This window comes from Arsukibacterium sp. MJ3 (assembly GCF_000987765.1).
Taxonomy (GTDB): domain Bacteria; phylum Pseudomonadota; class Gammaproteobacteria; order Enterobacterales; family Alteromonadaceae; genus Alishewanella.
Map to the genome: position 1 here is coordinate 1 of NZ_LAHP01000033.1, position 13,053 is coordinate 13,053.

Annotated in this window: 14 protein-coding genes and 1 pseudogene; 4 read left to right on the top strand and 11 right to left on the bottom strand. The window is 45.2% G+C overall.

Translation table 11 applies throughout. The features are described from left to right. Positions 1-2,098 (top strand): type I secretion C-terminal target domain-containing protein (locus VT06_RS15970; RefSeq protein ID WP_046555331.1); only part of this gene is annotated, 2,098 nt, incomplete at its 5' end. Between the two features lie 92 nt (positions 2,099-2,190). On the opposite strand, the gene VT06_RS15975 is transcribed toward VT06_RS15970, so the two are convergent. Next, positions 2,191-2,817 (bottom strand): hydrolase TatD, encoded by a 627-nt coding sequence (locus VT06_RS15975; protein WP_046555332.1) that lies wholly within the window; start codon positions 2,815-2,817, stop codon positions 2,191-2,193. 165 nt (positions 2,818-2,982) lie between these two features. Between VT06_RS15975 and VT06_RS15980 the strand changes: the two genes are divergently transcribed. Further along, positions 2,983-3,774 carry a hypothetical protein gene (locus tag VT06_RS15980; protein ID WP_046555333.1) on the top strand — a complete coding sequence of 264 codons (792 nt, stop codon included), beginning with the start codon at positions 2,983-2,985 and terminating at the stop codon, positions 3,772-3,774. 239 nt (positions 3,775-4,013) lie between these two features. On the opposite strand, the gene folE is transcribed toward VT06_RS15980, so the two are convergent. The 10 genes and pseudogenes from folE to VT06_RS18860 all read right to left on the bottom strand — a co-directional run. Then, complete coding sequence (gene folE / locus VT06_RS15985; RefSeq protein WP_046555334.1) at positions 4,014-4,652, bottom strand: GTP cyclohydrolase I FolE; 639 nt, start codon at positions 4,650-4,652, stop codon at positions 4,014-4,016. Positions 4,653-4,679: 27 nt separating this feature from the next. Beyond that, positions 4,680-5,462, bottom strand: coding sequence for a ferredoxin--NADP reductase (locus VT06_RS15990; RefSeq protein ID WP_046555335.1), 783 nt, complete (start codon positions 5,460-5,462; stop codon positions 4,680-4,682). Positions 5,463-5,489: 27 nt separating this feature from the next. After that, on the bottom strand, positions 5,490-5,909 hold the full coding sequence (locus VT06_RS15995) for a SufE family protein (protein WP_046555336.1): 420 nt from the start codon (positions 5,907-5,909) through the stop codon (positions 5,490-5,492). Between the two features lie 66 nt (positions 5,910-5,975). Beyond that, positions 5,976-6,509 (bottom strand): putative Fe-S cluster assembly protein SufT, encoded by a 534-nt coding sequence (gene sufT, locus VT06_RS16000; RefSeq protein ID WP_046555337.1) that lies wholly within the window; start codon positions 6,507-6,509, stop codon positions 5,976-5,978. A gap of 42 nt (positions 6,510-6,551) precedes the next feature. Continuing rightward, on the bottom strand, positions 6,552-6,917 hold the full coding sequence (locus tag VT06_RS16005) for an iron-sulfur cluster assembly accessory protein (protein WP_046555338.1): 366 nt from the start codon (positions 6,915-6,917) through the stop codon (positions 6,552-6,554). A gap of 10 nt (positions 6,918-6,927) precedes the next feature. Further along, positions 6,928-8,160, bottom strand: a complete 1,233-nt coding sequence (locus tag VT06_RS16010; RefSeq protein ID WP_235357459.1) for an aminotransferase class V-fold PLP-dependent enzyme — start codon at positions 8,158-8,160, stop codon at positions 6,928-6,930. Further along, positions 8,157-9,413 (bottom strand): Fe-S cluster assembly protein SufD, encoded by a 1,257-nt coding sequence (sufD, locus tag VT06_RS16015; protein ID WP_046555339.1) that lies wholly within the window; start codon positions 9,411-9,413, stop codon positions 8,157-8,159. The genes VT06_RS16010 and sufD overlap by 4 nt, the downstream gene beginning before the upstream one ends. Beyond that, positions 9,410-10,174, bottom strand: a complete 765-nt coding sequence (sufC, locus tag VT06_RS16020) for a Fe-S cluster assembly ATPase SufC (RefSeq protein WP_046555340.1) — start codon at positions 10,172-10,174, stop codon at positions 9,410-9,412. Before sufC ends, sufD begins: the two co-directional genes overlap by 4 nt. 7 nt (positions 10,175-10,181) lie before the next feature. Continuing rightward, positions 10,182-11,618, bottom strand: coding sequence for a Fe-S cluster assembly protein SufB (sufB, locus tag VT06_RS16025; protein WP_046555341.1), 1,437 nt, complete (start codon positions 11,616-11,618; stop codon positions 10,182-10,184). A gap of 247 nt (positions 11,619-11,865) precedes the next feature. After that, positions 11,866-12,069: pseudogene (locus VT06_RS18860) on the bottom strand (hypothetical protein); the annotation flags it as partial. Positions 12,070-12,395: 326 nt separating this feature from the next. Between VT06_RS18860 and VT06_RS16030 the strand changes: the two are divergent. Then, positions 12,396-12,629, top strand: coding sequence for an AbrB/MazE/SpoVT family DNA-binding domain-containing protein (locus VT06_RS16030; protein ID WP_046555342.1), 234 nt, complete (start codon positions 12,396-12,398; stop codon positions 12,627-12,629). Beyond that, positions 12,626-13,024, top strand: coding sequence for a PIN domain-containing protein (locus tag VT06_RS16035; protein WP_046555343.1), 399 nt, complete (start codon positions 12,626-12,628; stop codon positions 13,022-13,024). Before VT06_RS16030 ends, VT06_RS16035 begins: the two co-directional genes overlap by 4 nt. Positions 13,025-13,053 lie beyond the last annotated feature (29 nt).

The window sequence follows — 13,053 nt, forward strand, 5'->3', positions numbered from 1 at the left end:
GTCTGTTGATGTCGCCGGTAGCGATTTAGCGGCTGACACTGAATTTGATGTGGTAGTAACGTCTTCTGATGCTGCAGGTAATATTGTAGATTCAACTGGAACGTCTACCCACACCTTAGATGAAGCTGCACCGTCACTGGATATAACGTCTAACCCAACTACTTTGGGTGCCAATGAATCAGCAACTATTACCTTTACCTTTAGTGAGCAAGTTACCGGCTTTGACGCGTCAGATATTGCAGTAACCGGTGGGGTATTAACTGGCTTAACTCAGGATGCGAACAATCCCAATATCTGGACAGCTACTTTTATAGCAAATGGCACGGCGGCTATTTCAATCACAGTTGCCAATGCCAGCTACAGTGACTTTGCCGGCAATGCAGGTAACGGTGACAGTGCAACGATCAACAATACACCAGTGGCCAATACTAATAGTTATACCGTTAATGAAGATCAGGTATTAATTGGCAATGTGTTAACCAACGACGCTGATGTGGATGGGAATACACTACTTGTACAAAGCTTCGTGATAAACGGTCAGACCTACCTGGCCGGTTCTGACGTAGTTATTGCCAATCAAGGAACGTTGCAATTAAATGCCAATGGTACCTTCACCTTTACACCAGAAACAAATTGGAGCGGAACGCTGCCAACGGTTACGTATACCATTTCTGATGGCAAGGGTGGCACGTCATCGGCAACGTTTAACATTGCCGTTACCGCGATTGCAGATGCGGCGACGCTACAAGTGGCCGATGTTACCTCGACTCAGGTTGGTGCAACAACTATTACCACAGGTGCTAACGGCACGCAGTCAGGTTCAGGTTTAAGCCAAGCCTCATTAGAGCAAGCGCTGGGTTTAGCCAGCGGTTTCCTGGATAGTTTTGCTGCACCCGCTGGTGTGCTAAATGATCCAGGTAATATTGATGCGATAGATGGCAACTTTACCTCAAGCACGGTTAACTTAAATGCCGGTATGTCAGTTGGGTTTAACTGGGGGTTTATTAACGGCGAAAACCTTGTTACTGAAATACAGCAAGGCTACAACGATTTTATTTTAGTTATTATCACGGCGCCCGATGGCACAAAAACAACGCAACTGATTAGCTCATCTGAGTTTTTAGGTGCTGCGGTTAATGGCAATGGCACCTTTAATTTTACTGCAACGCAAGATGGTCAATATCAGTTTGACTGGGTCATTATCAACGGCAGAGATGACGGCAAAGACTCCCGACTCAATCTTTCTGCCCCAACGATAACTGTTGATGGTGTTACTTATGGTGATATGGTTAACCTAACAATAAATGCTGCAGTAGTTGACGCTAGCGAAAGTTTGTTAATAACCATTACCGGCGTGCCTGGTAACGCCCTGCTCACTGCGGGTATTAAAAATGCTGATGGTAGCTGGACACTTACGCCAGAACAGCTAGAAGGCTTAAGTTTACTTACGCCGGTGGGTTTCAACGGCCAACTGAGCTTGACGGTTACGGCTACCACAACCGATGGCGCGTCAACCACATCGGTATCTGATACTTTCACCGTAGATCTGTCACAAACCAGCAATACAGTATCATCAGGCAATGACACGTCACAAACCATTACGGGTTCCGATGCCGGCGATATCATTATGGCTTATGGCGGTAATGATATTGTTAATTCAGGTGCTGGCAATGATGTCATTTATGGCGGGTTGGGTAATGACACCATTAATGCTGGCAGTGGCAATGATGTGTTATTTGGCGGTTTTGGTAACGATACGCTAACCGGAGGCACAGGTGCTGACGTATTTGCCTGGCAGCTGGGTGATCAAGGTACCGGTGCTGCAGCAGTTGATGTTATTAAAGACTTCAACACCGCGCAGGGAGATGTCATAGATTTACGCGACTTACTGCAAGGTGAGAATAGCGACAATATTACTGATTACTTGAGTTTTAGTATTAGTGGCGGCAATACCACCATAAATATTAAGCACACCGGGGCAGGTAATATTACGCAGCAAATTACCCTTGAAGGCGTCGACTTAAGTAGTTTTGGCACTGACACGCAAGCTATTATTGATAGCCTGATTAACAGCGGCCACTTAAAAATTGATGGCTAGCTCTTCAAAAGAAGGTAACTAACGTAAAATGAAACAGGCGCTTAATGCGCCTGTTTTTTTACTTTATCGCAAAAACCATTATTTAAAGTATATTACACACTCGCCGGCGTTTTCACTATAAACTCGCGGGCCCCTAGCTCTTTGGCTAAAGTACGTAGCTCACTTTGTTGTTTAACTGGCGCAAAGGCAAAACAACTTACCTGCAAGCCCACTTCGCTGGCAACATGAACAAACTGACACAGTTCACTAAAACCGCACTGGCTTGGCTTAACCGCTTGCTGATACGCCGGCGGATTACTGGCCGGCAAATACACTTCTAAGCGCTCTACTTCCAGCGCCAGCAGTTGCTGACATAGCGCTACAGCACCACCGGGCGCCACCAAGCCATAGGTTACCAGGGTTACCGGCACACCATGGCGCTGACGTTTAAACGCCGGAATTACCTTAGACAATACCTCTAAATACAATAATGGATCGCCAATACCGGCAAAGGCCAGCCCCTTAAGTTCAAATTCAGTAGACGCATGTTGCTCGTATCCCGCCAGATAGGCTTGCTCTGCTGCCTGAAGTAACTGCTCTGTGGTTGCTGCCGGCGCCAACTCTGCCAGTAGCAGTGTATCAGCCGATAACTGCAGCAATGATTGCGCAGCAGGCAGCAAGCTACCACTTGCTAAGGTTAATCGCTGATTATCAAGATAACTGAATGGGGTTGCTGTCATAACGGGCTCCTGCGTTGTGGCGGTTATCATGGCATATTTTACTGCGCGACCATAATTAACCCTAAAACCTCTGCTTGGTTATTTGGCCGTAACCCACTACCATAACCAACCTTTAGCGCAAGGGCCGACTTTGCTTAACATTCAAATATAAGTACCGGAGCAACCATGAGCATAGACGTAGATTATCACCTGCTTGTGCCAACCTATGGCAACAACTTTAACACCTGTTTTTATTGCGGTTGTATTGCCAGTAGCCACGATCACGCTCCGCCGTTACAGTACTTACCGTTTTACCTGGCCACTAAAGAAGCCAGTGAGTTTTTAAAAATTCCGTGCTGTAACGAATGCGCTGAGCATCTTAAAGCTTGCAAAACCGGCACCTTAGAAGAGCGCCGCCAATTTGCCAAAAATAAATTGGCTAAAAAGTACGACAAAGCGCTGACCATTTATGAAATGTGGACTGAAGATGAACTATCGGCGTTAGATTTTAGCCTGAGACACAGTATTGAAGCAGGCTTAAAACTGGGTGCAGAAACGACTGAACGGATTAACTTTCCGGGCTTTACTTATGAAGCCGCCGGTATGCAGCAAAATGTATCCTACACCACGCCAGAATATTTTAATGTATTTGGTGAGCAGTTCAGTACCTTTCGCGCAGCACTAGACTTTGCCAGTAAAGCCTATCGCATTTCGAAAAACACCCTAAAAGAATACTTCGCCGATAACGACAATAACTTTGAAAGCGCCATTAACGCCATTCATAAAGAAATGGCTGACAAAGAGTTAAAACAGCAGATGAAAAAACGCTGTGGCGACTTTGCCAAGCAACATAAGCAATCAATTATTTTTGTGCACAAACAAGTCGACCGCTATCTAAGCGAAAATGAAGATATAACCATTAACGACGCACTGGAAAAACTTTACCAGGAACGCGTTAAACCAGCGTTGGCTCGTTAACTTTTAACTGGAAAAATTAGACAGGCTTTTATAGAGCCTGTAACAGATTCTGTGTAAATGCCATTAGCGCCGTTTCCTCTTCACCTTTATTCCAAAATTGCGGCCAGAATCACCAGTACTTCATTTACAATTTCTGCAAGCGCTTTCATCGCTAAGCCTACATTTCAAGATAAACGAACCCTTACGCAGTGCGTGCCCTCAAGCTGACTTTAGCTCACTACCGGTGGCTACCGCGCTTTCTAACACAAAAACTCTGCACGCGTGCGGCTGCTTTCTTTAAATATCCCGCCGAGCGCAGTGGTTTGAGTAGACGAGTTTACGTCCATCACGCCCCGCGATTTTACGCAATAATGCACGGCGTTCAGTGTAACCGCAACGTTGTCAGTGTTAAGCAGTGTTTGCAGTGCAATTAGAATTTGCTGGGTTAACCGTTCTTGCACCTGAGGGCGCTGTGCAAAAAAACGTACAATACGGTTTATCTTTGATAAGCCAATAATGCGCTCTGCCGGGATGTAAGCCACTGTTGCGGTGCCGTCAATGGTAACAAAGTGATGCTCGCAGGTGCTGTTAAAGCTAATGTTTTTCACTTTAATCATTTCATCGACGCGCATTTTATTATCAATTAACGCAATCTTCGGAAAATTACCGTAATCAAGGCCACCAAACACTTCGTCAACATACATTTTAGCTATACGGTGTGGTGTTTCCCTTAAGCTGTCGTCATGCAAATCTAAACCAAGTGTACTTATCACTTCGGTCATAAGTTGATTAATTTTTACGTATTTTTGCTCACGCGTTAAACCATTACCCCGCATGGGCGTTTCTAACCCTTTGGCTTGCAGTGCGCTTTTTACTAATTCAGCTTCATTTGACAACATAAAAACCCCCTAAAATTAACATGCCGTTTATTTGTCGAGAAAAGCTTGCTCGATCACATAGTCACCTTGCTCACGAGAGGTGGCTTTTTTAAAGCCTCGACTATTTAAAATAGCCATGGTGTCATCAAGCATGGCTTGATTGCCACACAGCATAAATCTGTCAACGCTTGGGTTTAGTGCCGGCAAGCCTATTTGCGTCGTTAACGTATTATGTGTAAGTAAATGCGTAATGCGTTGTTGGTGAGCGTCGCTTTGAAAAGGCTCGCGCGTTACGGTTGGATAATAGATAAGTTTTTCTTTTACTAATTCGCCAAAAAACGGATTGTTTGGTAAATCGTCTTTGATCGTTGTTTGATAAGCCAATTCAGAGCTATACCGCACACCATGCACCAAGATAATTTTGTCATACTGTTCATACAAATCAGGGTCTTTAATGATGCTCATAAATGGCGCTAAACCAGTGCCAGTTGCTAATAAATATAAATGCTTGCCTGGGGTTAAATAACCCGCCACCAATGTGCCAGCCGGACGAGTAGACAGTGTGAGTTGTTGCCCAACCTGAATGTGTTGCAAGCGCGAAGTAAGGGCGCCGTCTGGCACTTTAATGCTGAGAAACTCTAACTCATCCTCATAATTGGCGCTGGCGATGCTGTAAGCTCGTAGCAATGGCTTATTATCGACCTCGATACCAAGCATTACAAACTGGCCATTTTCAAAAGTAAAAGTAGGTCGGCGAGTGGTTTTGATACTAAACAAGGTGTCATTCCAGTGATGAACATGGGTAACCGTTTCGATAATCGTATTGCGCATTAAAACCCCTTCAATAATATGCCGTTGTTATGATAAAAATAGTTTATGGGTGGCCAGGCTAGTTATTTTGGCTACTATGGCACGCAGGCCATTGCCGCGGAGTGGGCTAATATGGCGTTCTAAATCCAGTGTTTTGAAATAACCGTCGATATCAAAGGCCAGGATTTGTGCGGGAGTCTGATGTTGATAAGCTGCCAGCACGATGGCCAGCAGGCCGTTGACAATAATCGCTTCACTATTAGCTTGAAATTGCATTACATTATCTTGCACATGACTAAGCAGCCATACCTTACTCTGGCAGCCGGATACCAGGTGTTCGTCTGTTTTGTGTTGTGCTGGCAAAGGAGGGATGCTCTTGCCTAAATCAATGATGTATTGGTAGCGCTGTTCCCAATCATCAAAAAACGCTATATCTGCAATAATGTCTTCATAGCTGGGTAAAGTCATAAGAGTCTCGTGGTGGCTATATTATGTGTTTATCGTGCTGCGGCATGTTGCCGGTTTTTGCCGTGACTAGAAAAACAAACCGGCCTCTAGCTGCGCTTCTTCGCTCATCATGTTTCGGGCCCAGGGTGGGTCAAACACCAGATTAACCTTAACCTGTTGTACGTTAGGCACCATACTTAGCCGGTACTCAACATCTCCAACCAACACCGGGCCCATGCCGCAGGCGGGTGCTGTAAGGGTCATATCAATGTGTACGGTATGTGTTGCCTGCTCGATTACCACCTTGTAAATCAGCCCCAGCGACAACAGATTGATGGGAATTTCCGGGTCGTAAATCGTTTCCAGGGCTTGGTAAATTTGCTCTTCCAAAATAATCGGCTGCGGAGGTGTTTGGAACTCAAGCTTGAGTGGCTTTCGGCCAATAGCATCGGCATCAGTGCCATCGATCCGATACATATTACCGCCCCAGGTAATAGTGTAGTTGCCACCCAGATCCTGGGTAATGGTGACAAATTCTCCAGCTGAAATCAGTTGAAAGTCACCGTTTGGTACTCGTCTGGCGATGCAATCACGCTCGGTAGCGACTATTTTTTGTTGCATTTATTCCACCTTATATGAAACAGCAATATGTGAACTTAGGGCTTAACTCACATTAAAACTTTCGCCGCAACCACACTCCGCCACGATATTAGGGTTGTTAAATTTCAACACACCGTTCAGGCCCTCTTTGACGTAGTCTATTTCAGTATTGCGAACCAAATTCACAGCGTTAGGCGCTACGCAAAAGATCAGTTTTTCGCTGGCTTTAATCAAGGTATCGCCTTCAAGCGCCTGTTCAACAATGTCCAGCACATAGGCATAACCAGTACAGCCACTGGTTTTGATTGATAGGCGCACAACATGACCAGGACTATTGGTTAGCTTGGCTTCAAAATGCCCGATTGCAGTTGTGGTCAGGCGAACGGCAGTGACATTTAGCGTGTCGGGAGTAAAGGTTTCTACTTGCATTGTTGGTTCCTCAAGCGAGCATCTGTTGGGTTTTCTTTAAGGCTATAAATAGTGCATCTACCTCATCCAAGGTGTTATAAACCGAGAATGAAGCTCTGGCTGTGCCGGGTAATCCGAGTCGATGCATTAAGGGTTGTGCGCAATGTGCACCAGTGCGGATAGCTATGCCCTGTCGATCGAGTAAAAAACCAACATCTGCCGGGTGGCTGCCGTGCAATATAAAACTGAATACCCCGATTTTGTCTGGGGCAGTTCCTACTATTTGTAAGCCATCAAAGACATGGGCTTGTGCAGTGGCGCGCGCCAGCAGTGCGCTTTCATGAGCTTGAACAGCACGAATATCAAGCTGGCTAAACCATGTAACAGCCGCCGCCAGGCCAATAACACCGGCAATGTTTGGTGTGCCGGCTTCCAGCCGGTTCGGTAATGCCCCCCAGGTCGACTTTTGGTACGTTACCTGATCAATCATTTCGCCGCCGGTTTGCCAAATAGGCCAGTCTTGCAACACTGATGCTTTACCCCAAAGAACACCCACACCAGTAGGTCCAAATAGCTTATGACCAGAAAAGACATAAAAATCACAGCCAATATCGATGACATTAACATCACCATGCGCGATGCCCTGAGCGCCATCAATCAGCACCAGCGCTCCTTTAGCTTTTGCCTGTGCCGTTAGCGTTTTAATCGGGTTGACGGTACCAAGCGCATTGGAAACATGAGGCAATGCAACCAGCTTGGTGTGGTCTGTGAGCAAGGCTAAAAAAGCATCCGTGTTTAGCGCACCATTGTCATGGATTGGAACAATTTTTAAGGTTGCACCGCTACGCAGACAGGCTTGCTGCCAGGTGACCAGATTGGCGTGATGCTCCATCTCGGTGATCAGTACTTCATCTTGTGGCTTCAGGCGCTGCGCCATACCATTGGCCACGATATTAATCGCTTCGGTAGTGCCGCTGGTCCAGATCACTTCGCTGCGATCGCCAGCATGAATAAAACGGGCGACAGTGTCGCGCGCTTGCTCGAAGCGGCGTGTAGCCTCATCAGCCAAGTGATGCGCACCGCGATGCACATTAGCATTGCACTGCATATAAAAATCAGTGATTGCTTGAATGACCACTATAGGCTTTTGTGTGGTCGCGGCATTATCCAGATACACCAGTGGATTGCCTTCAATCTGTTGCTGTAAAATGGGAAACTCAGCCCGGATTTCCTCAATGTTAAAGTGATTCATCTGTGGCTTCATCGAACCTCCATTTCCTTAAATCGAGCTCTTAATTGAGGTTCCAACCACTTTGCCAGCTGCTGGTTTGGCATTTGGTTGATCAGTTCCTGAATAAAGCCAAAGTTCAGCATAACCAATGCCTGGGAGCGGGATATACCACGGCTTCGCAAATAATAAAGGGCTTCATCTGTAATCTCTGCAACGGTCGCTCCATGGGCACATTGCACATCATCAGCATAAATTTCCAGTTCGGGTTTGGTGTTTATCTGGCCTCGACGCGACAACAACAAATTGCGATTATTCAGTGCAGCTTGGGTTTTCTGGGCACCGCGGTGAATATGAATACGGCCATTGAACACTGCACTGGCTTTATCACCAACAATGCCTCGCACATTTTCTTCTGTAGTACCATGCGGCTTGGCGTGTTCTATAGTGCTGTGCAAATTGATATGTTCAGACTCACCCAGTAGGTACACCGCGTTAAGTTTAGCCTTGGCATGTTCGCCATTGTGGATAATATCGATATCCGTACGTGATAATTGACTGCCATAACCGATAAAGGTGCTGTTAAGCTCAGCGTTGTGATGCAAACAAAAATGACAGCCACCAAAGTAAATGGCTTGATGGGTATGCATGGCTAGCCGGTAATGCTCCAGATAAGCCTGTTGGCCAAGATCAAATTCAGTAAAGCCAGTACTAAGGCTAGTGTGTTCGCCCTGTGTTTGCTCAATAATGCTCGCTTTTGCCTCGTTGCCGATACGGACTAAAACACGATGGTGCGATTCATGCCCATCGGTACTTAGGCTGACAATGCGGATAGGCTGCACAATATGGCTGCCATTATCGATATCAATAAATAACACGTCGTTTGCCAGTGCATCGTTGACCAGGCCAAACAGATGCCTTTTAGGTTTTATCTGTGCAAACATGCTGGTGGCGATCACCCGCTGCACCGCTGAGGCACTCTGCAAATTGTTGATGTGCAACCCTGCAGGTAAGGACAGTGAATTAACATCGGTTTGCAATTCGCCATTGATAAACACTAAGTCCAAACTGTTTAAGCCGGCAATAGCGTCAATACTGGGTTGAGTTGCTGGCTCAGTGGCAGTTAACTTCAGCTGCTCCAAAGCAGCCAATGACGTATACTTCCAGCTTTCTGTCCGGCGGGTGGGCCAGGTTGTATTTCTCAGTGCTTCAAGGGCTTGCGATCGAACCGGGCTTAGCCAGTCGTTCATAGCTTGCCCCCGGTGTATAACCTGTTGCAGCCATGTCATGCGGTTACCTCCTCGCTGTTATCCAAGCCCAGAAAAGCGTAGCCTTCCTTTTCTACTTGTTTAGCCAGTGAAGCATCGCCGGTTTTTACCACTTTGCCGTTTGCCAGAATATGCACAAAATCGGGTTCTATATAATCGAGCAAGCGTTGATAGTGGGTAATGACAATAAAGCTACGCTTGCCATCACGTTGGCTATTGACGCCATTGGCAACGATTTGCAGGGCATCAACATCTAAGCCAGAATCTGATTCGTCCAAAATACACAAGCTAGGTTCTAGTAAAATCATCTGCATGATTTCATTTCGTTTTTTCTCTCCACCAGAAAAGCCTTCATTGACACCGCGCTTCAAAAAATCCAGTGGCAGTTGCACTTGCTTGCAGATTTCTTTGGCTTTTTTCAGGAACTCTGCCGCCGTTAGCCGCTCTTCACCTCGGTGCTGACGCATGGCATTTACCGATTCTTTCATAAACTCCATATTGCTCACGCCAGGTATTTCAATAGGGTATTGGAATGCAAGAAATAACCCCTTACGTGCCCGTTCTTCAATCGTCATTTCCAACAAGTTATGGCCCTGAAAATCGACCTGACCGTCTAGTACCTCATAGCCTTCCCGGCCAGACAAAACGTAACCTAAGGTACTTTTACCAGCCCCATTCGGGCCCATAATGGCATGTACTTCGCCTGGCTTGATGTTTAAGTTCAGGCCATTAAGAATGTTTTTTTGTTCTACACAAGCATGCAGGTTTTTAATGGTAAGCATATAATGGTTATCCTACTGAGCCTTCGAGACTAATTTCGAGTAATTTGCCCGCCTCGACGGCGAACTCCATTGGCAATTCTTTGAATACTTCTTTACAGAAACCGTTGACGATCATTGACACGGCCTTTTCGGCATCCAGCCCGCGCTGCTGGCATAAAAATAATTGATCATCACCTACCTTAGAGGTGGTTGCTTCATGTTCTACCTTAGCGGTTGGATTACGACTTTCGATATACGGAAAGGTATGCGCGCCACAAAGGTCGCCGATAAGTAGCGAATCACACTGGGTAAAATTTCGTGCCCCATCGGCTTTAGAACCCATATGAACTAAACCACGGTAAGTATTGTTGCTATGCCCCGCACTAATGCCTTTAGAAATAATGGTCGACTTGGTATTTTTGCCAAGGTGAATCATCTTGGTGCCGGTATCGGCTTGCTGCCTGCCCCGGGTTAGTGCCACCGAGTAGAATTCACCAATACTGTTATCGCCTTTTAGCACGCAGCTTGGGTATTTCCAGGTAATGGCTGAGCCGGTTTCTACCTGAGTCCAGGATACTTTTGCATTGGTATGGCAAATGCCTCGTTTAGTAACAAAGTTGTAAATACCGCCTTTACCATTTTCATCCCCTGGATACCAGTTTTGTACGGTGGAGTATTTTATTTGAGCATCATCCATGGCAACCAGTTCAACCACGGCGGCATGCAGCTGATTTTCATCTCGCTGCGGAGCAGTACACCCTTCCAGATAACTCACAAAACTACCTTCATCAGCAATAATAAGTGTTCGCTCGAACTGACCGGTATTTTGTTCATTGATACGGAAATACGTAGACAGTTCCATCGGACAGCGAACGCCCTTGGGGATATAAACAAAGGAGCCATCGGTAAAAACAGCACTATTTAGCGCGGCAAAGTAGTTATCTGAGCGAGGTACCACTGAACCGAGGTATTTTTTTACCAGCTCAGGGTATGTTTGAATGGCTTCAGAAATGGGGCAAAAAATTACCCCGGCTTCTTTTAACTTCTCCCGAAATGTTGTAACTACCGATACCGAGTCAAATACCACATCGACAGCAACGCCGGCGAGCATCTCTTGTTCGTATAACGGGATCCCAAGCTTTTCATAGACACGCAGCAGCTCAGGGTCCACCTCATCCAATGATTTGGGTTTGTCTTTCATGCTTTTAGGCGCTGAATAATAAGAAATAGCCTGAAAGTCGATCTTCGGATATTGCACATGAGCCCACTCCGGCTCCTCCATCGTTAGCCAGTTGCGGTAAGCACGAAGGCGCCATTCAATCATCCATTCTGGCTCGTTTTTCATGGCGGAGATACGCCGAATCACGTCTTCGTTTAACCCTACTGCAAAGGTCTCAGACTCTATATCGGAGATAAACCCGGCATCATAAGTACGGGATAAGGCTTGGTCGATTTGTGTCGTCATACTCTGGTTATTCCCTTATGTTTTTTGGCTAACAGGGGACCATGTTGTTCTAAGCGAGGCATAAGCTGCAGTCTGGCAAACCAGCATGGATAATGTTTTTAGGTACTGCGAAAGGATATAATACCCGAGTAATTAACTCAAGTATTATATCTGAGTGTTTTACTCAGGTATTATCTGCGAGCTTTGCTTAATGATACAAAAATCTTATTAAGCTGATGATTTTATTAAATAATAAACAAAATAGTTGTTAGTGTGCATGTTGGTTAATGACGTTAACAAGCAAGCCTGTATAATGAGTCGAACCCCGATGGTTGGCCAATTTTAGAATAAATCTGAAAATCATGTGCATGCAACTACCATCCGAAACGACATTGATGCCCGGCATCAACTGTGGCCAGCGAAATTGGTCTTTCTCCAGCCGCTTGTACCACAAGCAACAGCCGGTGCTGTCCCAGTATGTTCGGCGTCAACTATCTTGGCCAGTCGTATTGCCTCATGGTTTGACGATTGTATTTTGAGTTTTCACACGGCCTGTGCGATCAGGAGACAGTCGGCTGCTTTTAAGTCTATTACTGGTTTCTGACATAGCGGCCGTTCAAACTTCAAATTTTATGGTTTTTTTTGACTAAAATTATCATGCTATTTGCAAATTTAAGGGCAGCGTTCGACCTATAGCTGTCATTAGCAACGGTAGAATATCGCGATGCTTTTATTCGCTAACTTATTTGCGCTATGTTATCTTACATTAATGTAAGGAATTAATTAAAAGGTAATTATATGAGTCAGGCAACTATTACATCAAAAGGGCAAGTTACAATTCCTGCTATTGTCAGAAATGCTATGAAAGTAGGCGCTGGAGATAAATTAGAATTTATTGAGTTAACCGATGGTCGATATGAGGTAATTGCTGTAACAAGAGAAGTAAAAACGCTTAAGGGTTTTTTAAAATCAAACAAAACCGTTAGTATTGAAGAGATGAACTCAGCGATTAGTGAGGCCGCATCCAAATGATCGGTATTGATACAAACGTTTTAGTTCGTTACCTAGTTCAAGATGATGAAACTCAATCTGCACTCGCATCTAAATTAATAGAAAATATTATTTCAGTTGATAAGCTTGGATACATAACACTAATATCTTTGGTGGAGGTTGTTTGGGTTCTCAAATCCTGCTATTCGGTGAGCAAATCAAATTTATGTACCATGATCAGAATGGTGCTGGAAACAAAACAGTTTTCAATTGAACAATCTGAATCATGCTACCGCGCTTTAAAGGTATTTGAAGAGGGTAATGGTGATTTTTCGGACGCATTAATAGTCACTCTTAGCAAGGATGCAGGATGCTCTGAAACTATGACATTTGATAAAAAAGCAAAGTCTGTTGGTATGACGTTGCTATCAATGTAACTGTATAAGAATAAAAAAATTCGATGTTA